This window comes from Ammonicoccus luteus, assembly GCF_050880385.1.
Lineage (GTDB): Bacteria > Actinomycetota > Actinomycetes > Propionibacteriales > Propionibacteriaceae > Enemella.
The window spans coordinates 644517-666091 of sequence record NZ_JBNZCI010000001.1 but is presented as its reverse complement, the minus strand read 5'-3'; the positions used below and the strand labels follow the sequence as shown (position 1 = coordinate 666091).

Annotated in this window: 18 protein-coding genes and 1 tRNA gene; 11 read left to right on the top strand and 8 right to left on the bottom strand. The window is 67.6% G+C overall.

The features are described from left to right. Window positions 1-145: 145 nt before the first annotated feature. Window positions 146-1648, top strand: a complete 1503-nt coding sequence (locus ACQ260_RS03115; RefSeq protein ID WP_432557931.1) for a sensor histidine kinase — start codon at window positions 146-148, stop codon at window positions 1646-1648. 75 nt (window positions 1649-1723) lie between these two features. Here ACQ260_RS03115 and ACQ260_RS03110 read toward each other — a convergent pair whose 3' ends face one another. Next, complete coding sequence (locus tag ACQ260_RS03110) at window positions 1724-1975, bottom strand: WhiB family transcriptional regulator (RefSeq protein WP_432557930.1); 252 nt, start codon at window positions 1973-1975, stop codon at window positions 1724-1726. Between the two features lie 226 nt (window positions 1976-2201). Here ACQ260_RS03110 and ACQ260_RS03105 point away from each other — a divergent pair, with 226 nt between their 5' ends. Beyond that, window positions 2202-2615, top strand: a complete 414-nt coding sequence (locus ACQ260_RS03105) for a hypothetical protein (protein ID WP_432557929.1) — start codon at window positions 2202-2204, stop codon at window positions 2613-2615. 21 nt (window positions 2616-2636) lie between these two features. Here ACQ260_RS03105 and ACQ260_RS03100 read toward each other — a convergent pair whose 3' ends face one another. The 3 genes from ACQ260_RS03100 to ACQ260_RS03090 are packed head-to-tail and all read right to left on the bottom strand — an operon-like array spanning window position 2637 to window position 5435. Beyond that, a complete protein-coding gene (locus ACQ260_RS03100; RefSeq protein WP_432557928.1) occupies window positions 2637-3509 on the bottom strand; it encodes an amino acid ABC transporter ATP-binding protein in 873 nt (290 codons plus the stop codon). After that, on the bottom strand, window positions 3506-4501 hold the full coding sequence (locus tag ACQ260_RS03095) for an amino acid ABC transporter permease (RefSeq protein ID WP_432557927.1): 996 nt from the start codon (window positions 4499-4501) through the stop codon (window positions 3506-3508). Before ACQ260_RS03095 ends, ACQ260_RS03100 begins: the two co-directional genes overlap by 4 nt. 13 nt (window positions 4502-4514) lie before the next feature. Then, window positions 4515-5435 (bottom strand): ABC transporter substrate-binding protein, encoded by a 921-nt coding sequence (locus ACQ260_RS03090; protein ID WP_432557926.1) that lies wholly within the window; start codon window positions 5433-5435, stop codon window positions 4515-4517. Between the two features lie 118 nt (window positions 5436-5553). Between ACQ260_RS03090 and ACQ260_RS03085 the strand changes: the two genes are divergently transcribed. Further along, window positions 5554-6096 carry a TetR family transcriptional regulator gene (locus tag ACQ260_RS03085; RefSeq protein WP_432557925.1) on the top strand — a complete coding sequence of 181 codons (543 nt, stop codon included), beginning with the start codon at window positions 5554-5556 and terminating at the stop codon, window positions 6094-6096. Between the two features lie 73 nt (window positions 6097-6169). Here the strand turns inward: ACQ260_RS03085 and ACQ260_RS03080 are convergent, their stop codons facing one another. From ACQ260_RS03080 to ACQ260_RS03065, 4 genes are all read right to left on the bottom strand, one after another. Then, window positions 6170-6346 carry a DUF6104 family protein gene (locus tag ACQ260_RS03080; protein ID WP_432557924.1) on the bottom strand — a complete coding sequence of 59 codons (177 nt, stop codon included), beginning with the start codon at window positions 6344-6346 and terminating at the stop codon, window positions 6170-6172. 1 nt (window position 6347) lies between these two features. Continuing rightward, window positions 6348-10244 carry a multifunctional oxoglutarate decarboxylase/oxoglutarate dehydrogenase thiamine pyrophosphate-binding subunit/dihydrolipoyllysine-residue succinyltransferase subunit gene (locus tag ACQ260_RS03075; RefSeq protein WP_432557923.1) on the bottom strand — a complete coding sequence of 1299 codons (3897 nt, stop codon included), beginning with the start codon at window positions 10242-10244 and terminating at the stop codon, window positions 6348-6350. 47 nt (window positions 10245-10291) lie between these two features. After that, a complete protein-coding gene (locus ACQ260_RS03070; RefSeq protein WP_432557922.1) occupies window positions 10292-11665 on the bottom strand; it encodes a glycosyltransferase 87 family protein in 1374 nt (457 codons plus the stop codon). Between the two features lie 57 nt (window positions 11666-11722). Next, window positions 11723-11797, bottom strand: a tRNA-Arg gene (locus ACQ260_RS03065). Window positions 11798-11871: 74 nt separating this feature from the next. Between ACQ260_RS03065 and lysA the strand changes: the two genes are divergently transcribed. The 8 genes from lysA (at window position 11872) to prmC (ending at window position 21463) form a co-directional block, all read left to right on the top strand. Beyond that, window positions 11872-13290, top strand: coding sequence for a diaminopimelate decarboxylase (gene lysA, locus ACQ260_RS03060; protein ID WP_432557921.1), 1419 nt, complete (start codon window positions 11872-11874; stop codon window positions 13288-13290). A gap of 132 nt (window positions 13291-13422) precedes the next feature. Further along, window positions 13423-14769: a homoserine dehydrogenase gene (locus ACQ260_RS03055; RefSeq protein ID WP_432558358.1), complete on the top strand. Its 1347-nt coding sequence runs from the start codon at window positions 13423-13425 to the stop codon at window positions 14767-14769. Next, window positions 14769-15848: a threonine synthase gene (gene thrC / locus ACQ260_RS03050; protein ID WP_432557920.1), complete on the top strand. Its 1080-nt coding sequence runs from the start codon at window positions 14769-14771 to the stop codon at window positions 15846-15848. The genes ACQ260_RS03055 and thrC overlap by 1 nt, the downstream gene beginning before the upstream one ends. A 49-nt stretch (window positions 15849-15897) precedes the next feature. Next, window positions 15898-16770, top strand: a complete 873-nt coding sequence (gene thrB / locus ACQ260_RS03045) for a homoserine kinase (RefSeq protein ID WP_432557919.1) — start codon at window positions 15898-15900, stop codon at window positions 16768-16770. A gap of 403 nt (window positions 16771-17173) precedes the next feature. Next, a complete protein-coding gene (gene rho / locus ACQ260_RS03040) occupies window positions 17174-19099 on the top strand; it encodes a transcription termination factor Rho (RefSeq protein WP_432558357.1) in 1926 nt (641 codons plus the stop codon). Between the two features lie 111 nt (window positions 19100-19210). Beyond that, the gene (rpmE, locus tag ACQ260_RS03035) at window positions 19211-19435 is read left to right on the top strand and encodes a 50S ribosomal protein L31 (RefSeq protein WP_432557918.1); all 225 of its coding nucleotides are present in this window, start codon (window positions 19211-19213) and stop codon (window positions 19433-19435) included. Between the two features lie 89 nt (window positions 19436-19524). Beyond that, on the top strand, window positions 19525-20610 hold the full coding sequence (prfA, locus tag ACQ260_RS03030; RefSeq protein WP_432557917.1) for a peptide chain release factor 1: 1086 nt from the start codon (window positions 19525-19527) through the stop codon (window positions 20608-20610). After that, a complete protein-coding gene (gene prmC, locus ACQ260_RS03025; RefSeq protein ID WP_432557916.1) occupies window positions 20603-21463 on the top strand; it encodes a peptide chain release factor N(5)-glutamine methyltransferase in 861 nt (286 codons plus the stop codon). Before prfA ends, prmC begins: the two co-directional genes overlap by 8 nt. Window positions 21464-21575 lie beyond the last annotated feature (112 nt).

The following is a 21575-nucleotide window of genomic DNA, read 5'->3' as shown; positions in this document are numbered from 1 at the left end:
AAGGGACACCGGCCACCGGACGGTGACCGACGAACGATTCTAGCCGCGGGCCGACGAGCACGCGAAATCCGATCACCCTCACACCATGCAAGGGGCGGTCGGCCCGCCGACCGCAGCTGACGCAATGCTGACTATGGTGTGGACCATGCAACTGATGACTCAGTTGATGCGGGACCACGCCGACATCAGCGCCGATGACGAGGCATTCCTGTTCCGGCTGGTGGCCGAGTGGCAGTTGGTTGCCGACCTCTCCTTTTCCGACTTGGTGCTGTGGGTGCCGGACCGGGACCCGAACATCTTCTGGGCCGTCGCCCAGATCCGACCGACGACCGGCCCGACCGCCCTCGACGACGATGTCGCGGGCGACCGGCTGGCCTATCAGCCCGAGCAGGGCGTGCCGGAGGCCTATCTCACCGGCAAGATCGTCGAGACCTCCGAGAACAGGATCCAGGCGGGCGTTCCGGTCGGGGTGCACGCGATTCCGATCAAGCGTTGCGACCGGGTCGTTGCGGTGGTCGAACGCCATACCAACCAGATGGGCGTCCGGGCGCCCGGCTCGCTGGAGGACACCTATCTGGAGATCGCCGAGACACTGACCGGCATGTTGGAGCGGGGCGAGTTCCCCATCCCTGGGATTCCCAGCGACCCGGTCATCAGTCCCCGTGTCGGCGATGGGTTGATCCGGTTGGACGCGCATCTTAACGTGATGTACGCGACGCCGAACGCCGTGACCGCCTATCGCCGCATGGGACTGGCCGCGGATCTAGAGGACGAAAACCTCCCTGCGATCACGCGATCGCTGCAGGTGCCGGTCGATTGGGAATCGGGCGGACCCGACCCCCTCGAGGAGGCGTTCGCGCTGGGTGAGGCGACGGAGATCGGTGTTGCGGTCGGCATGATCGCGATCCGGCTGCGACTGCTGCCCCTCACCGACGGCAACCAGTGCGCCGGCGTGGTCGTGCTGTGCCGCGACGTCACCGAATTGACCAAGCGCGAGCGCCAGCTGGTCACCAAGGATGCGACCATCCGAGAGATCCACCACCGGGTCAAGAACAACCTGCAGACGGTCGCCGCACTGCTGCGCATGCAGGCCCGGCGGATCCAGTCACCGGAGGCGCGCGCGGCGCTCACGGAGGCTGTCTCGCGCGTCGCCGCGATCGCGGTGGTGCACGAGACGCTGTCCCAGTCCTATGACGATGCGGTCGAGTTCGACGACGTCGCCGACCGGGTGCTCGCGATGGTCGGCGGCCTGGCGCTGACCCGCGGGGACAACGTCACCGCCAAGCGGGAGGGGAGTTTCGGCCTGGTCCCCGCGGACGTGGCCACCAACCTTTCCCTGGTCGTCACCGAGCTGTGCCAGAACGCACTGGAACACGGGCTGTCGGATGCCCATCGCGGTCTGGTTCGGGTGCGCCCGCGACTCGAGAACAACCGGCTGACGGTCGAGGTCATCGACGACGGCTCGGGCCTGCCCGCGGACTTCACCCTGGAGGGCTCACGCAGCTTGGGGCTGAGCATCGTGGGCACGCTCATGGCCGACCTCGGCGGGACCTTCGAGTTGGCGAACAACCCCGAGGGCCCGGGGTCCCGGGCGGTTATCTCACTGCCACTGCACGAGCAGATGTTGCCCGGGGTCGGCGATCCCTGAGCTTTCGAACGCGCAGAAAACCCGGATGGACCGGCCATCCGGGTTCGCGCCTGACCGCTTGAGCGGTGACGGGCTTCAGGCGCTGCGAATGCGTGACCGGGCGGCACGCCGCTTCATCGCCCGGCGTTCGTCCTCCGACAATCCGCCCCAGACCCCGTGGTCCTGTCCGGCCTCGAGTGCCCACTGGAGGCAGGCTTCGCGCACCTCGCATCGCTTGCAGACCTGTTTGGCCTCCTCGATCTGCAGGAGTGCGGGACCCGTGTTCCCGATCGGAAAGAAGAGTTCGGGATCCTCGTCCAGACAGGCTGCCTTGTGGCGCCAATCCATTGCCTAAGCCATCCTTAAGTTCGGTGGCAGCCCGGTCTCCGGTCGCGGCGCTGCGGGGAAGGCTGGGTGCCTGTGTGTTCTGACTCACCAAGATTGGCAACTATCCACTGGGAATACAAGGCATTGGACCGTCTCGTGGCTCACATTCCTATAGTGGTTGAGGAATTGCCCATCAAGAAGAGGGCACCGGAAGGCGATTGTGCGCCTTCGGACTAGATTTGGCCCCGTGACTCAGACGACCCGCACCGAGCCCACTCGACGACCGCCGACGGCAGTGCGCGTGGCAGCCGGATTGCTCATTTTGGTCGCTGCAGTGGCCGCGGCCTTGGGGCTGCTGGAGGCCTTCAACGTGCGGCCCGAGCGCGCCGTGGTCGGCATCGGCAGCACGATCCTGCTGGTGGCCTATGCTGTCGGGCTGATCATCGTGGCCCGTGGGTTGCTCCGTCTTCGGTCCTGGAGCCGTGGCCCGGCGGTGGCCACGCAGGTCGTGCAATTGCCGGTTGCCTATTCCTTCCTGGGTGGCGCGACCACATGGGTCGGCGTTGTGCTGGGGCTAGTGTCGATCACGACGATCGTCTGCCTCGTGCTGCCCTCATCGACGCGCGCCCTCGTGCCGCACCTGTTGAACCGCAGCGACTGATTCGCAACGACCAGCCGCCGCTCAGTCCTCTTGGACGAGTCCCTCGACCTGGGCGGCGACCTGCGCGTCCCGGGCCTCGGCCTCGTGGCGGACCCGCGCCAGGAAGGCCTTGGTGCGTTCCTGCCGTGGATCGGAGAGGACCTGTTGCGGCGGCCCCTGCTCCACGACCACGCCGTCGTCCATGAACACGACCCGATCTGCGACCTCGCGGGCGAACCCCATTTCGTGCGTGACCACGATCATCGTCATGCCATCACGCGCGAGCGCCTTCATGACTCCCAGCACCTCACCCACCAGCTCCGGGTCCAATGCGGACGTCGGCTCGTCGAACAGCATCAGCTGGGGGTCCATCGCCAACGCTCGCGCGATCGCCACTCGTTGCTGCTGACCGCCGGAGAGCTGGGTGGGATAGTACGACACACGATCAGCCAGGCCGACCTGATCGAGCAGCGCCAACGCGCGCTCCTTCGCCTGTGCCCGCGGCACTTTCTTGACGTGGACGGGTGCTTCCATGACGTTGCCCAGCGCAGTCATGTGGGGGAAAAGGTTGAACCGTTGGAACACCATGCCGATGCCGGCGCGCTGCCGTGCGATGTCGGTGGCCTTCCGCCTGTGGAGCCGTCCGCGGCGCTCCTCGATGCCGATGAGCTCACCGTCGACCCAGATGCGACCGCCGGTGAGAGTCTCCATCTGGTTGATCAGCCGCAGGAATGTGGTCTTGCCGGAACCGGACGGACCGAGCAGGCACACGACCTCGCCGCGCTCGATGTCGAGATCGATGCCCTTGAGCACCTCGTTGTTGCCGAACGACTTGGTGGCGTTCACCGCTCGCACGAGGGGCGTGCCGGGGCCGAGCCCGGGGGCCGGGTGCGGGCCGGACGGTGCGCTGCTCAATGGTCGGTCCTCATCTTGATTTGTTGGCCTCTCTCGCTGGCTGAGGTGCCGAAACCCTTCCCGAAGTGCCGTTCGAGCCAGCTCTGGCCGATCATCAGGATGCTGGTCGCGATCAGGTAGTACAGCGTCGCCGAGATCAAGACCGGGAAGGTCTGATAAGTCCTCGAACCGATCGCCTTCAACTGGAAGAACAGTTCTGTCGTGAGCGGAATGGCGAGAAGCAACGAGGTGTCCTTCAACATCGCGATCGTCTCGTTGCCGGTCGGCGGCACAATCACGCGCATGGCCTGCGGGAGGACGACGCGCACCATCGCCTTGCGGGGGCTCATGCCGAGCGCCTGGGCCGCCTCGGCCTGGCCCTTGTCGACGCTCAGGATGCCGGCCCGGGCGATCTCCGCCATATAGGCAGCCTCAGAGGCCGCCATGCCGATCACGGCACCCGCCAGCCCCGCGAACAATTGGTTGGCGTTGAGCGTCAGGAATCGCCAAGAGGTGTCGGCCGGCAGACCGAACCACTCGATGATCTTCCAGTCGAACGGGACACCCAGCGCCAGCCCGTCCTGGAAGACGATGCCGAGCGCGCCCATGATCGTGAGGAGCACATAGCGTGGGATCGCGCGGAAGAACCAGGTGTAGACCCACGAGACCGTCGACAGGATCGGGTTGTCCGACAGGCGCATGACTGCGAGGACAACACCACCGATGACGCCAAAGACCATGCTGAGCGCGGTGACGAGCAGGGTGCCCTTGATGAAGCCCTCGATGACCGGCGACTGGTTCATCGCCTGGAACACGAACGGCCAGTTGAAGGCCGGGTTGAAGACGATCATGTTGATGAACATCGCAACCAGGACGGCGATGATCGCGACGGCCGCCCAACGCCACGGATGGCGGACGGCGACGGCGTCGATGGCACCGGGCCGACCGGCGGGCGACGACACGTCGGCCGTCGCCTCGCCGGCGGTTGGCCCGGAAGGTGTGTGATCGGTCATGACAAGGTGCCGGTCAGCTGCCTACGGTCGGGTTGACTTCGAACTGGTCGATCGCGCCCTGCTCGGTGCCCCACTTCTCCAGGATCGCCTCATAGGTGCCGTCGGCCTTCAGCTCGTTCAGTGCCTCGGCGACTGCTTCTGCGAATTCGGTCTGGTCCTTGTGGACCACGATGCCGTAGGGCGCGGAGTCATAGATGTCGCCCAGCGCGGCGAGCTTGTCCTCGGACTGCTTGACCGCGTACGCGATGATCGGTGAATCGGCCAGCATCGCATCGGCACGGCCCGAGACGACCGCCGCGGTGGCTTGGTCCTGGCCCTCGAACTGCAGGATGTTGATCTTGTTGTCCCCGCACTTCTCCTGGCGGACCGGCAGGTCGTCCTCGTCCTGGATGGTGCCGGTCTGGACGGCGATCGTCTTGCCGCAGGCGTTCTCCGGGTCGACATCCTTCGGGTTCCCGGCGGCGGTCGCCCATTGCGTGCCGGCATCGAAATAGCTCACCATGTGCACCTGCTCCAAGCGCCGCTCGTTGATGGTGAACGAGGAAACGCCGGCGTTGAACTTGTTGCCCTGGACGCCCGTGATGATCGTGTCGAAGCCGGCGGGCTGCCACTCGACCTCGGGCACGCCGAGTTTGGCGGCGACCGCGTTGAACAGGTCCACGTCTGCACCGATCACGGTCCGGCCGTCGGTGTCGAGGAACTCATTCGGGGCATAGGTGGCGTCCGTGCCCACCACGATCTTGTTCGCGCTGCGGATGTTCTCGGGCAGTCGTTCGGTCAGGGCCGGATTGGGGGACACGGCCGGAATCGATTCCGCCGTGTCGTTGCCGCCGCCCGGCGCGGCTGAGGTGCCCAGGGAATCGGAGCCGCAGGCGGAGAAGGTGAGTGCGGCCAAGGACGCACAGGCGAGCAGTGCAAGTCTGCGGGGCTTCATGGTTCTCCCTTGAACGAGGAATGGCAGGAATTGTTCGCGCCGACACGCACATTAACCGACCCTGTCGCAATAATTCGCCTCGAACGGCCCGTGTGTGGACGTGGGTTAGCCTCGTGCGGTGGCCCTCACCCGCACTGCCATCGTGACCACCGCGCTCGACATCCTGGACGACTACGGTCTCGCAGACCTCTCGATGCGACGGATCGCCGGTGCTCTGGGCGCCGCGCCCGCCGCGCTCTATTGGCATTTCGCCAACAAACAGTCCCTGCTGGCAGGCTTGGCCGCCGAGGTCCTGGGCGGACTGACCGGCCCCACGGACGTCTCGCCGGTCGCTCTCCGTCGCTGGTGCTTCGAATTCCGGGACCACCTGCTGGCGCACCGCGACGGCGCGGAACTGGTCTCGTCCGTGCTGGCCATGCGGCTCCTCGACCACACCCCGGCCGACCTGTTCGCCGAAGCACTGACCACCGCCGGCGTGCCCCCGGAGGAGGCGGGCGCGGCCGCGGCGCTGGTCGTGCACTTCGTCTTGGGCCACACCCTGGACCGGCAGGGGTACGCGCAGTCCCTGCAACTCGGCGTCGCAGGCCCGCCCGGTCCCGATCCGGACGCCGCGTTCGACTACGGGGTCGGGCTGCTGGTCGCCGGGTTGACCCGGCACTGATCCAGTCCCGAAACGCGCAACGGCCGGCCGGGCATGCAACCCGGCCGACCGCCCACTGCGCGTACCCCGATTGTCAGTCGTCCTCGTCGTCGAGCCGCGCCAGCCACGTGGCCAGCCGCTCGACGGGCGTCTCGAACTCGGGGTTCAGGTCGACGAACGTCCGCAGCTGTTCGCCGAGCCAGAGGAAGCTCACTTCCTCATCGCCCCTGCGACTCTCGAGTTCTTCGATGCCGCGATCGGTGAAATACATCTCACAGATCCTCGGCCCGGAGCATCGCGGTGCGGATGAGCTCCGCCTGCTCCTGCTCGTGATGCTTGGCGAGGCCCACCGACGGGGCAGACGACGCCGGGCGGGTGATCGGTGTCATCCGCAGGTCGCGATCGGGCAGGAACTCCTTGACCGCGGCCGGCAGGTGATAGGCCATGAACTGCCAGGCACCCTGGTTCTCCGGCTCGTCCTGGACCCACCGGATGTCGGTGACGTGCCCATAGGGCTGCAGCGCCTTCGCGAGCTCCCGATCCGGCAGGGGATAGAGCCGCTCGAACGCGAAGATCGCGATCTCCTCCTGCCGGCCCTCCTTCTCGCGGGCGTTCTCCAAGTCCCAACGCACCTTGCCGGAGCAGAAGATGATCGTCTTGACCTTCTTCGGATCCTGGATCGACTCGTCGTCGATCAGCGCACGCCACTTGCCGCCGGTGAAGTCCTCCGGCTGCGACACCGCGCGCTTGTTGCGCAACATCGACTTCGGCGTGGCGACGATCAGGGGGCGGTGCCAGTTGACGTACGCATGCGTGCGCAGCAGGTGGAAATAGCTCGCCGGCGTCGAGGGCTGGCACACGGCCAGCGCGTCCTCCGCGCACAACTGCAGCCAGCGCTCGATTCGCGCGGACGAGTGGTCCGGTCCCTGGCCCTCGTAGCCGTGGGGCAGCAGGAGCACGATGCCGGACTTCTGCGTCCACTTCGCCTGACCCGACGAGATGAACTCGTCGGTGATCGTCTGGGCACCGTTCACGAAGTCGCCGAACTGCGCCTCCCACAGCACCAGTGCCTCGGGCCGCACGACCGAATAGCCGTATTCGAAGCCGAGCACCGCGTACTCACTCAGCAGGGAGTCGAAGACCTGGAAATAGGCCTGGCCCTTCTGCATGTTGCGGATCGGCACCCAGTGGTCGTCGGTCTTGCGGTCGACCACGGCGGCGAACCGCTGGGAGAACGTGCCGCGGCGCGAGTCCTGACCGGTCAACCGGACGGGACGTCCCTCCAGCAGCAGCGAGCCGAACGCGAGGATCTCGGCGGTGGCCCAGTCGATCGGTCCGTTCAGGATCGCCTTGGCGCGGCGCTCCAGCTGCGGGAGCACCTTGTTGTGGACGGTGAATCCGTCCGGGACGTTGATGTGCGCCTGGGAGATCAGCCGCATCATCTCCGGGGTGATCGACGTCGGCTCGTGCCGGCCGCGCTTGATCGGGTAGTTCGGCACGCGGCTGTAGTCGGCGAGGTCGTCCGGATCGTCCCGCACCTCCTGGAACACCTCTTCCAGTCGACGCTGGAAGCGGGTCATGGCGGCTTCGGCATCGTCGGTGGAGATGTCGCCACGGCCGATCAGCGCTTCGGTGTAGAGCTTGCGGGTGGAGCGCTTGCGGTCGATCAGGTCATACATCAACGGGTTGGTGAAGCTCGGGTCGTCGCCCTCGTTGTGGCCGCGACGGCGATAGCAGACCACGTCGATGACGACGTCCTTGTTGAACTCCTGCCGGAACTCGAACGCCAGCCGCGCCACGCGGACGCAGGCCTCGGGGTCATCGCCGTTCACGTGGAACACCGGGGCGCCCACGGTCTTGGCGACGTCGGTGCAATAGACCGAGCTGCGGGAGGCGAACGGGGGAGTGGTGAACCCGATCTGGTTGTTGATGACCACGTGGATCGTGCCGCCGGTGCGATAACCGCGCAACTGCGACATCTGCATGGTCTCGAACACCACGCCCTGACCGGCGAAGGCAGAATCGCCGTGGATGAGCACCGGCAGCACCGGGAACTCGTTCACGCGGTTCAGCAGGTCCTGCTTGGCGCGGACGATGCCCTCGAGGACGGGGTTGACCGCCTCCAGGTGCGACGGGTTCGCCGCGACGGACGTGCGGATCGTCCGGCCCGACAGCGCCGTGAACTGGCCGTCGGCGCCGAGGTGATATTTCACGTCGCCCGAGCCCTCGACCGTGCGCGGGTCGAGGTTGCCGTCGAACTCGCGGAAGATCTGGCCATAGGACTTGCCCACGATGTTCGCGAGCACGTTCAGCCGGCCGCGGTGGGGCATGCCGATGCAGACCTCGTCGAGACCCGAGTTGGCGGCTCCGTCGCAGATCTCGTCCAGCAGCACGATCGCGGCCTCGCCGCCCTCGAGGGAGAACCGTTTCTGCCCGACGAACTTCGTCTGCAGGAAGGTCTCGAAGATCTCGGCCTCGTTCAACTTGTCCACGATCCGCAGCTGCTCCTCGCGGGGCAGCTTCTCGCCGTGCTTCTCGATCCGGTCCTGGATCCACTTGCGCTGGTCCGGGTCGGGGATGTGCATGTATTCGATGCCGACCTGGCGGCAGTAGGAGTCCCGCAGCACCCCGAGGATCTCGCGCAGCTGCATGAACGGCTTGTCGCCGCCGAAGGTGCCGGTCGCGAACGGCCGGTCGAGGTCCCACAGCGTCAGGCCGTGGGTTTCGATCTCGAGGTCCGGGTGCGAACGCTGGCGGTATTCGAGCGGATCGATATCGGCCATGAAGTGGCCGGAGGTCCGATAGGCGTTGATCAGCTCCAGGACGCGTGCCTGCTTGCCGACCTGGGACTCGCGGTTCACCGATGCGTCGGTGCTCCACTTGATCGGGGCATAGGGCACACGCAGAGCGCTGAAGATCTCGTCGTAGAAGCCGCCGTCGCCCAGCAGCAACTCGTGGATGCGGCGGAGATATTCGCCGGACTGCGCGCCCTGGATGACCCGGTGGTCATAGGTCGACGTCAGCGTCATCATCTTGGAGACGCCGATGTCGTTCAGGCGCTCGGGATCGGCGCCCTGGTATTCCGGTGGGAAGTCGATGTTGCCGACCCCGATGATCGTGCCCTGTCCCGGCATGAGCCGCGGCACCGAGTGCTGCGTGCCGAGGCCGCCGGGGTTGGTCAGGGTGAGGGTCGTGTCGGCGAAGTCGGGCAGCTGGAGCTCACCCTTGCGGGCCCTCGCGACCAAGTCCTCATAGGCCGCCCAGAACTGCGCGAAGTCGAGGTCCTCGCAGCCCTTGATGCTCGGCACCATCAGCTGCCGGGTGCCGTCGCCCTTGGCCAGATCGATCGCGATGCCGAGGTTGATGGTGTTCGGCTCCACCATCGTCGGTTTGCCGTCGGTTTCGTCGTAGTGGTTGTTCATCTCCGGGATGTCCCGGAGCGCCCGGATCATGGCATAGCCGATGAGATGGGTGAACGAGATCTTGCCGCCGCGCGAACGCCGGAGATGAGAGTTGATGACGATGCGCTGGTCGATGACCAGCTTCATCGGGATCGTGCGGACGCTGGTCGCGGTCGGCAGCGCCAGCGACAGGTCCATGTTCTTCGCGGTCCGGCCGGTGGCGCCCCGCAGGATCGTGCGGGTCGGCACATTGTCGCCGGCGGCCTCGCGAACCGTGGGATTCGGCGGGTCGGCCGGCAGGCCCCCGGCAGCCCGGCGGTCCGGACGCAGGTCACGCACGACGTTCGGACCCTCGACGGTCGCCCGGGGAGCGTTGGGGGCGCGCTCAACCTTGGCGGGTGGCAGATCGGGAGCCGGTGTCTCGGCGGCAGACTTCATCGGGGCCGGTTTCGGCTCCGGCCGCTTGGCCGGGGGCTGGTGCGGAGTGTCCTTGCGGGCGGCGCCCTTGGCAGCCGGCTTCTCGTCGGCGGGGGGAGCAGCAGACTTGGGCGGGGCGCCGGCACGCTTCGGCGGGGCTTCGTCCCGCTTGGTCGGGGCTTCATCGCGCTTCGCGGGGGCGTCGTTGCCACCGGCTCCGCGGGCCTTGAAATAGGCCGCCCACTGGGGATCGACCGACGACGGGTCGGCCTGGTACTGCTCGTACATCTCTTCGAGGAGCCAGTCGTTGGCGCCGAAGTCGGACTGCTCTTGCTCGGGCGCGATGGCCACAATCGCCTTCTTCCGATTAAGTGAATTTCACCTGGTTGTGTCTGAGGCTAAGCCTTCAACCGAGGGTACCCAAAGCCGTCGCTCCCGGGGGCCACCGTCCTCGGATTTCTTCGCAACGCATGCCGCACGACGTCTGCGGTGAAAATGACCAGCAACAAGTTGCGGAGCACCAGCGCGACCGTCGCCCAAGGCGACCACACCGGGTCGTCGGCCATGCCGTTGAGTCGGTCGTACAACTCCGGAAAGACCACATGGGTCAGGGCAGCTGTCGCGAGCAGGAGGACAGACCAGCGCACGACCGGCGCCGCGCGCGATCCGCGTACGCCGGGTCGGTGCCCCGCGACCAGGGCGGCGACCGGACCGGCGAGCCAGATGACGTACTGCGGACTCAGCGTCTTGTTGGTCACGATCAGCAGACCCACGATGGCGATGGTCGCCACGGCGGCGCCCGTGGCCCAGCCAGCGGGGTCTGCGTACGCCCTGCGCCAGTGCCAGACGACCACGGCGAGCCCGAGGCCGACCCCGACGACCGCCAACACATCGGCGACCACCAGGAACTCTTCGACCCCTGCCCCGAAAATTTCGAAAGCTTGATATTGCGAGATGGTGATCTCCCAGCGCGCCGGCCGGATCGCCCGGAGAGTCATGAGAACCGATGCCGGCACGGACTCGATCTGCAGGCCGCGGTCGGACTGCCAGACCAGGGGTGAGACCAACCGGGTCCAGCCACCCGCGACAAGGCTGGCGACCACGAGCGCGGCGCCGGTGACAACGAACCCGACGGTGGGCGCCACCCAGCTCCGCCCGCCCCCGGTGCGGGGCCGGTTCAGCAACAGAGGCAAGAAGACACCGGGCCAGAGTTTGGTGCCGGCTCCCACTGCCAGCAGTCCTCCCGCGGTTGCCGGCCGCCGGGCCGCGAGGAGCAGTGCACCGCCGACGATCACCGATGGCACCAGATCGAAGCGGAGCCAGATCAGCGGGCCCAGCGCCATGCATGCCACCGACCAGAGGGCGATCGCCCAGCCCCGGCGCGGCAGACGGCTCGCAGCGATCAGGGCGCAGAACGTCAGATCGGCTGCCAGAATGAACGCCACGAACCACCCCGCGTAGCCGTCCTCGGTCCCGCCGCCGAGCCAGTGGGGGATGGAGAAGAGCCAAACCATCGGGGTCGGGTATTCCCGCATCGTCGCTTCAATGCCGACCTCGCCCAGCTCGGAGATGCGGCTCCAGTAATAAGGGATGTCACCGAGAGCGAACTCCTCGGGCACGACCCAGTTCCACGCGATCACGACCCGCGTGACGAGCATGACCACGATGACCGGCAGCGGCCGGAGGTCCCCGTCGGCGGTCCGGAGAGCGGTGGCCGCACGGGCGTCGGTGCGCGGACCGGTTGCGGTCGCGGAGGAGGAAGAGAGCGGCACAGACGCAGGGTAGTCGCTCGCAGGGAGTCGCTCGAATCACGCGACGGTCCCGACTGATGGCGCCCCCGACAGGATTCGAACCTGTGCTCCCGCCTCCGGAGGGCGGTGCTCTATCCCCTGAGCTACGGGGGCCCGGCGTTTTGGGCCGACGAACACAGTAGCAGACAATTTTCGGCGGATTGCCACCATCTGGCACAGTTCGGGGCATGACTCACATGCACGTTGCCGGAGCGATCCACGCAGACACCGTGACGCCCGCACCCAAGTGGCTCCAGACCCCGGTGGACGTGAACGCGCTCGACCCCAAGTTGTGGTCGCGGACCGTGACGCGCGGAGCGGACGGCGTGCTGCGAGTCGGTGGCTTGGCCGTCAGCGAGATCGTCGACCGGGTGGAGACTCCGGCGTACGTGATCGACGAACTCGACTTCCGCGCCCGCGCCCGCGAGTTCCGGGCTGCCTTCGACGGTTGGGACGTGTTCTATGCCGCGAAGTCGTTCCTGTGCACGACCAGCGCGCGCTGGATCGCGGAGGAGGGGCTCAACATGGACGTGTGCTCGGGCAACGAACTCACCGTGGCACTGGCCGGCGGCATGCCCGCCGAACGCATCGGCTTCCACGGCAACAACAAAACCGTGGCGGAGCTGACGCAGGCCGTCGAGGTCGGAGTGGGCCGGATCATCGTCGACTCCCTCACCGAGATCGAACGGCTGCAGGAGATCTGCGCCGAGCGCCAGGTGCGGGTTGGCGTGATGGTGCGCGTGACGGCGGGTGTGGAGGCGCACACGCACGAGTACATCGCCACCGCTCACGAAGACCAGAAGTTCGGTCTGTCGATCACCGGCGGGCAGGCGCTCGAGGGTCTACTCGCCTGTCACCGGGCCCCGGATCTGGACCTGCGTGGCATTCACTCCCACATCGGTTCCCAGATCTTCGAAGTCGCCGGCTTTGAGGTTGCGATCCGGCGCACGCTGGAACTGCACAAGGAGTTCCTCGATCGCACGGGCGTTGATCTGCCCGAGCTCGATCTGGGCGGTGGGTTCGGCATTCCCTATATCAGCGCCGACCGGCCGCGCTCCGCGGAATATCTCGCCGGCGCCATGGAGGCGCTGGTCCGGCGCGAGTGCCGAGGCCTCGAGCTGACCAACGTCCCGAGGCTTTCGGTCGAGCCCGGTCGCGCGATCAGCGGAACCCCCGGCATGGCGCTCTATCGCGTCGGCACGGTGAAGATGGTCGACCTCGCTGAGGGCGTCCAGCGCTGCTATGTGTCGGTCGACGGCGGCATGAGCGACAACATCCGTCCCGCCCTCTACGGCGCCGAATATTCGGCCACCGTTGCATCCCGTCGGTCGGACGCGGGGCCCCTGTTGTGCCGCGTGGTCGGCAAGCACTGCGAGTCCGGTGACATTCTCGTCCGCGACGAGTTCTTGCCTGCCGACATCACCCCCGGGGACGTCATCGCGGTGCCGGGCGCGGGTGCCTACAGTCGCTCGATGGCGAACAACTACAACCACGCGCTGAAGCCGCCCGTGGTGTCCGTCCGAGACGGTGAGCTCACGACGCTCATCCGGCGGGAGACGATGGCCGACCTGCTGGCTTTGGACGCCGGCTACGCCCCGGATGCGTGACCGCAGCCCGCGGGGCATCGCCCGGCTGGCAGGATCGCCTGGCGTACCGGTTCGACCAAACGCCCGCACAGGCATGAGAATGAACCGACCCAGTCCACCGTGCACGACGAACAGGGAGAGTCTGAACCCATGATCACGAGCCCGTCCGACTCCGCCGTGGGGGCACAGACAACCGCCGACGAACCGTTGCGGGTGGCCCTGCTCGGTTGTGGTGTCGTCGGATCGGCGGTCGCCCGCCTGCTGACCGACCATGCAGACGATCTGGCCGCCCGCGTCGGGCGACGCCTGGAGGTGGCGGGCATCGCCGTCCGCCGCACCGGCGTCGAGCGCGCCGGATTGGATCCGGCCCTGTTCACCACCGACGCCGAGGGCCTCGTCGCCCGGCCGGACGTCGATCTCGTCGTCGAGGTCATCGGCGGCATCGAGCCGGCCCGGAGCCTGATCCTGACCGCGATCGAGCACGGAGCATCCGTGGTGACCGCCAACAAGGCGCTGCTGGCCGAGGACGGGCCGCGGTTGTTCGAGGCCGCCGAGCAGGCGGGGGTGGACCTCTACTACGAGGCCGCCGTCGCCGGCGCCATCCCGATCATCCGCCCGCTGCGCGAGTCCTTGGTCGGCGATGACGTCACGACCGTCATGGGCATCGTGAACGGCACCACCAACTTCATCCTCGACAAGATGCACACGGAGGGCTCCGGGTTCGACGAGGTGCTCGCCGAGGCGCAGGCTCTCGGTTATGCCGAAGCCGATCCGACCGCCGACGTCGAGGGCTTCGACGCGGCGGCGAAGGCCGCGATCCTCGCCGGGCTGGCATTCCACAGCCGCGTGACCGCCGACGACGTGCACCGCGAGGGCATCACCGAGATCAGCAGCTCCGACATAGCCGCCGCCAAGTCCATGGACTGCACGGTCAAGGCGCTCGCCATCTGCCGGTCCGAGATCGTGCAGGGCGAGCGCTTCATCTCGGTGCGCACCCATCCCGCGATGATCCCCAACAGTCACCCGCTGGCCTCGGTGGGCGGTGCCTACAACGCCGTCGTCGTCGAGTCGACGAATGCCGGCCGGCTGATGTTCTATGGTCCTGGCGCGGGCGGCGACCCGACTGCCTCCGCGGTCATGGGCGACCTCGTCACCGTCGCGCGCAACCGGGTGCGCGGGACATCGGGCCCGGGCGAGTCCGCGTACGCGAACCGCCGGGTCATGAGCATGGACGATGTCGTCACCCGCTATTTCATCAGCCTCGAAGTGGTCGACCAGCCGGGCGTGCTGGCCACCGTCGCTGCCTGTTTCGCCGACCACCACGTGTCGGTGCAGACGATGCGGCAGGAGGCGTCCCTGCGCTCCGACGAAGCCGGTGCGCGGCTCGTGCTGGTCACACACGCCGCGCCTGAAGCAGCGCTGAGCGCGACCGTGCGGGCGTTGGGCGATTTGCCGCAGGTGCACGAGGTTCTGTCGGTCATGAGAGTCGAGGGTGAGTGATGGCGAACGAACGCCAGTTCAGCGCGGTGCAGTCCGGTTTGATCGAGCGCTATCGCACGTGGTTGCCGATCGAGTCCGGTGACCCGGTGGTGAGTCTCGGCGAGGGGAGCACCCCGCTTGTCCAAGCGCCCGTCCTCTCCGCCCGCTTCGACTGCGAGGTGTGGATCAAGGTCGAGGGGGCCAACCCGACCGGTTCGTTCAAGGACCGCGGCATGACGATGGCGGTGTCCAAGGCCAAGGCTGAGGGCGCCCAAGCGGTCGTGTGCGCGTCCACCGGCAACACGTCGGCGTCGGCCGCTGCCTATGCGGTCCGCGCCGGGATGAAGCCGATCGTGCTGCTGCCGCAGGGCAAGATCGCGAAGGGCAAGCTGGCCCAGGCGATCGTCTATGGCGCCCAGATCGTCCAGGTCGACGGCAACTTCGACGAATGCCTCACGGTGGCCCGCAAGCTGGCCGAGGCCTATCCGGTCGCGCTGGTCAACTCGGTCAACCCGTTCCGTCTGGAGGGTCAGAAAACCGCGGCCTTCGAGATCGTCGACGCGCTCGGCGACGCCCCCGATCTGCATGTGATGCCCATCGGCAACGCCGGGAACATGCCGGCCTACTGGCGGGGCTTCAAGCAGTACGCCGACGCCGGCAAGGCAACCAAGCGCCCCCGGATGTGGGCCGTCCAGGCCGAGGGTGCGGCACCGCTCGTCCTGGGCCACCCGGTGCTCAACCCTGAGACGATCGCCACCGCGATCCGGATCGGCAACCCCGCCTCCGCTGACCTGGCCAACGCCGCCCGCGACGAATCCGGCGGACAGTTCACCGCCGTCTCCGATGAGCAGATCCTCGCGGCCCAGCGTTTCCTGGCCGCCCACGAGGGCATCTTCGTCGAGCCTGCTTCCGCCTCGGGCATCGCTGCGCTCCTGGCGGCTCATGCCGCGGGCGAGCTCGAATCCGGTCAGAGGATCACGATCACGGTCACGGGCAACGGTCTCAAGGACATCGACACCGCCCTGTCGGGCATCGATATCCGCACAGAGGTCGTCGCCCCGGAGGCGATGGCCGTGGCCGACGCCATCGGGCTGGCCTGAGCCGGTGGCCGGGGAAATGCTCCCGGCGGGGCGTCGGGTTCATCTGCGCGTGCCCGCCAACACAGCCAATCTGGGGCCCGGCTTCGACAGTCTGGGCCTCGCCTTCGACTGGCTCGACGACTGCACCATCGAGGTGCTGAGTTCCGGTGTTCAGGTCGAGGTGACCGGGGAAGGCGCCGGCTTCGTGCCGCGCGACCGCTCGCACCTGGTCATCCGCTGTCTGGACCAAGGGCTCGCGGCGCTCGGGGCGGCCGCGCCGGGCGTACGTCTCGTGGCCCACAACACGATCCCGCACACGCGCGGACTGGGTTCGTCGGCTGCGGCGACGGTTGCCGGCCTCCTGGCCGCCTGGGCGCTGGCCCGCCCCGAGGAGGAGGTGGACCGGCAGTGGCTGCTCACCGAGTCCAACAAGGTGGAAGGCCACCCGGACAACGTGGCCGCCGCAATCTTCGGCGGCTTCGTCCTGACCTGGGTCGATGAGGAGAACGCGCCCGGCACCGTGCACGCGGCATCCGGGCACATTCACCAGGATGTCCGCCTGTTCGCCTATGTCCATCCGGCACCGGTGGCCACCAAGGCCGCGCGCAAGGCCCTGCCGGATGTGGTGCCGCATGGTGATGCCGCGAAGAACTCCGGCCGCGCGGCCCTGCTGACCCACGCGCTCGCCAACGAACCCGCCCTGTTGCATGCCGCCACGCGCGAATGGCTGCATCAGGACTATCGGGCTGAGCTGATGCCGGAGGCCGCGCAGCTCGTGCGGAGCCTGCGCGGCCGCGGATTCGGTGCGGTCATCAGCGGTGCCGGCCCGACCGTGCTGGTGCTGACCGACGCGGCCAAGGCAGTCGAGCTCGACGGTTCGGAGGCGGGCGTGTTCCGTCGGCACACGCTCGATGTCGGAGGGCCCGCCGAAATCATCGGGTGACGGTCTCGGACCCGCTGCCGTGTTGTTCGGTGGATGAAGGTTGCGGGCCGCTCCCGATGCGGTGCTAGTGTGGATGCCAACGGGAAGATTTTTGTCGTTCCCTGCGCGCCGCACAGGTCTGGCGCCCGATTCCTCAGCACACCACGTGGTTGCACGCCCGGAGCGCTGGAGGGTCACCCCCTTGGATGCCATCGCTCCGCGAGGCTCCGACCTGAGCAGAATCACCACCACGTTCATGTGGTCCGCCCCGGCCGAGCGAGTTCACCCGGAACGACGCGGCTGGACCGAAAGGACACCAGTGACAGAAACCACCGAAGCGACGCCCACAGTGGCCGGCAGCGAGGCCGAGACCGCAACGGAGATCTCCTCCGGACGTCGTCGCAAGGGTTCCGGCCTGGAGGCCATGCTGCTTCCCGAGCTCAAGCAGTTGGCTTCCAGCCTCGGGCTGCGCGGGACCGGGACGATGCGCAAGAGCGCCCTTATCGATGCCATCAAGTCGGCGCAGTCCGGCACGGGCGATTCCGGCGCGCGCTCATCGCGGGCGGATCGGCCCGTTCAGGAGAACGGCAGCGACCGTGTCGGGCGTGGCCGGTCAGAGCACGGTCAGGACGAGCGTGGTCAGTCGGAGCGTGGCCAGGACGAGCGTGGTCAGTCGGAGCGTGGGCGGTCGGAGTCGGCCGGCGAGGCCGAAATCCAGCCGAACCAGGAGGGTGGCTCGGGCACCGAGGACGGCGGTCAGCGTGAGGGCCGCCGCGCCCGACGGGAACGTCGCACGGAGGAGTCGGGCTCCGATGAGGAGACCCGTCGGGAGCTCGGCCGGCGGCTCGAGGCAGAGCTGCGCGGTGGTGAAGCAGGCGAGGGCCAGCAGGAGTCGAACGACGCCAAGGGCGACGACTCGGGCGAGCGTCCTCAGCGCAACCGCCGGGATTCGGGCGACCGGCAGCAGTCCGGCCGTGACAATCAGCAGTCCGGCCGTGACAGCCAGCAGTCCGGGCGTGATGGTCAGCAGTCCGAGCGTGACAGCCAGCAGTCCGGCCGTGACAGCGGCAACCGGAACGACTCCCGCGATTTCGACGATGATGGTGGCGGCAGCCGTCGCAGCCGCCGGCGTCGCAGTCGGGATCGTCAGAACCGCCGCGGGCGGGGCAACACCGGCCTCGATCGGCTCGACGCCGATCCGGTGATCAGCGAGGACGATGTCCTCGTCAACATCGCCGGCATTCTGGATGTGCTCGACTCCTATGCGTTCGTGCGCACCTCGGGCTATCTGCCCGGTTCCGACGATGCGTATGTGTCGCTGTCGATGGTGCGCAAGTTCGGATTGCGCAAGGGTGATGTCGTCACCGGCGCCATGCGGCAGCCTCGTGAGGGCGAGCGCCGGGAAAAGTTCAACCCGCTCGTGCGGCTCGACACCGTCAACGGCCACGACCCGGAGCAGGCGAAGGGTCGCGTCGAGTTCAGCAAGCTCACCCCGCTCTATCCGCAGGAACGCCTGCGGCTGGAAACCACGCCCCTCAACATGACCGGCCGCATCATCGACCTGGTGTCGCCGATCGGCAAGGGGCAGCGCGGGCTCATCGTCTCCCCGCCCAAGGCGGGCAAGACGATGATCATGCAACACATCGCCAACGCGATCACCGAGAACAACCCCGAGGTGCACCTCATGGTCGTCCTCGTCGACGAGCGTCCTGAAGAAGTCACAGACTTCCAGCGCACCGTCTCGGGGGAGGTCATCGCGTCCACGTTCGACAGGCCCGCCAGCGACCATACGCTGGTCGCTGAACTGGCGATCGAGCGCGCCAAGCGTCTGGTGGAGATGGGCAAGGACGTCGTGGTGCTGCTGGACGGCATCACGCGCCTGGGTCGTGCGTACAACATCGCCGCACCCGCCTCCGGCCGCATCCTCTCCGGTGGTGTCGACTCGGCGGCGCTCTATCCGCCCAAGAAGTTCTTCGGCGCCGCCCGCAACATCGAGAACGGCGGTTCGCTGACGATTCTCGCGACCGCGCTGATCGAGACCGGCTCCAAGATGGACGAGGTCATCTTCGAGGAGTTCAAGGGCACCGGCAATATGGAGCTGCGGCTGCGGCGCGAGTTCGCCGACAAGCGGATCTTCCCGGCGATTGACGCGGTTCAGTCGGGTACGCGGCGTGAAGAGCTGCTGCTCGGCCGTGAGGAGCTCGCGATCATCTGGAAGCTCCGTCGGGTCCTGTCGGGTCTGGACGGGCAGCAGGCGCTCGAGATGCTGCTCAACCGGATGAAGAAGACGAAGTCGAACAACGAGTTCCTGCTGGTCATCTCCAAGACCACGCCGGGCCGGGACGACTGACCCGCGGGAACATTTGGCGGCGCGGACGCGTTGCGGCAGAATGGACAGTCGGTCCGGTTCACCCCACATCTCCGATCGGGGACCCGGGCATCAACCTCTCAAGGAGACATCATGAAGCAGGGGATTCATCCCAACTACGGTGAGACCCGGGTGACCTGCACCTGTGGCAACACCTTCGTGACCAACAGCACTGCCGACAACGGCATCATCCGTGCCGAGGTCTGTGCCAACTGCCACCCGTTCTACACGGGCAAGCAGAAGATCCTCGACACCGGCGGCCGCGTCGCGCGCTTCGAGAAGCGCTTCGGCAATGCCAAGATCGGCAAGAAGAAGTAAGCACGTCTGCACAACGCCGGGGGCCCGGGAGAACCGGGTGCCCGGCGTTTGTCGTCCGCAGGCAGCCGTCCACCCGGGAAGGGAGCGAGATGTTCGAGTCCGCTGCGCCCCTGCGCACAGAACACGCCGAGCTCGAGGCGCGGCTTGCGGACCCGGGTGTCCACAGCGACGTCGCACTCGCCCGGCGGCTGGCTCGGCGCTATGCCGAGCTCACCCCCGTCGTCAAGGCGCTCACGGAGCACGAGGAACTGCTGGGTGACCTCGCCGCGGCCCGGGAACTGGCGGCGGATGACCCGGCGTTCGCCGAGGAGGCGGAGGACCTGGCCGGGCGTGCCGAGGAGGTCGCCGAGCGCCTCACGCGGCTGCTGGCCCCGCGCGATCCCAACGATTCGGCCGACGCGCTCATGGAGATCAAATCCGGCGAGGGTGGCGAGGAGTCGGCGCTGTTCGCCGGGGATCTGCTGCGGATGTACACCCGCTATGCCGAATCCCGCGGCTGGAAGATCGAGATTCTCGACGCGCAGGAAACCGACCTCGGGGGAGTGAAGTCGGTCACCGTCGCCGTGAAGGCCGGCGCCCATGCCGAGCCCGATGCCATGCCTTATGCGGTGCTCAAGTTCGAGGGCGGCGTGCATCGGGTGCAGCGTGTCCCCGTGACCGAGACCCAAGGACGGGTGCACACCTCGGCGGCCGGAGTGCTCGTCATGCCCGAGGTCGAGGACACCGACATCGAGATCGACGAGAACGACCTGCGCGTCGACGTGTTCCGGTCCTCCGGCAAGGGCGGACAGGGCGTCAACACCACCGACTCCGCAGTGCGCATCACGCATCTGCCCACCGGGCTGGTGGTTTCGTGCCAGAACGAGCGGTCCCAGCTCCAGAACAGGGCCCAGGCGCTCCGTGTGCTTCGCTCCCGGCTCACTGCGCTTGCGGAGGAACAGGCCGCAGCGGAAGCGTCGTCGGCCCGTGCCTCCCAGATCCGCACGGTCGACCGCAGCGAACGGATCCGGACCTACAACTTCCCCGAGAACCGCATCGCCGACCACCGAATCGGGTTCAAGGCCTACAACCTCGACGCTGTCCTTGCCGGCGATCTGTCGGCTGTGGTGACGGCTCTGCAGGAGGCCGATCTGGCGCAGCGCCTCGCCCGGGTCGGTGACGGCACGCATGGGTGACTGGGCTTCCGCCGCGGCCGCGCTCCGGGCTGGCACGGAGGTCCTGACGCTGGCCGGCCAGCCCTCGCCGCAGGCCGATGCCCGGATCCTGCTGGCCCACGCGATGGGACTCACGCTGGCCGAACTGTTCACCGCGCCGTCTCCCGACGTGGCGCAGACCGCTGCGTACACCACCGCCCTCCACCAACGTGCCGACGGCATCCCGCTCCAGCACATCACCGGTGAGGCCTGGTTCCGAACAGTGCGGGTCGAGGTGGGACCCGGCGTGTTCCTGCCCCGCCCGGAGACCGAGGTCATGACCGGGCTGGCGATCGAGCGGGTGCGCGCCCTCCAGGAGGAGGGCCGCGAACCGTTGGTCGTCGAGCTTTGCGCCGGTTCGGGGGCGATCTCGCTGGCTGTGGCCGTGGAAGCGCCCGGGTGCCGTCAGGTGGCCGTGGAGTTGTCGGGGGAGGCGTACGCGTACGCCGCCCGGAACCTCGCCGGCACGGGAGTCGACCTCATCCAGGGGGACATGGCCGACGCGCTGCCGGGGCTGACCGGACAGGTGGACGTGGTGATCTGCAATCCGCCGTACGTCCCGCTGGACGCGTATCTCGGCGTGACCGAGGAAGTGCGCAAACACGAACCACCGCTCGCCCTGTTCTCCGGCGCCGACGGGCTCGATGCCCTGCGCGTGCTGTCCGTGACCGGTGCGCGTTTGTTGCGTCCCGGGGGTTGGTTGTGTGCCGAACACGCCGAGGTCCAGGCGGAATCGGCGCCGGCCGTCTTCGTCGACCAGGGGAGTTGGGCAGCGGTCCGCGATCACGAGGACCTCACGGGCCGGCCCCGCTTCCTCACCGCGACCCGTCGATGAGCCGGACCTGGAGACTGGTGTCCCGCGATGGGTCGTGAAGGGCCGGCCCGGGCGGGAAGTGGCAGGATGGCGGCGTGACCGACATGTCCCAGCCCGACCAGGAAGCCGCCCC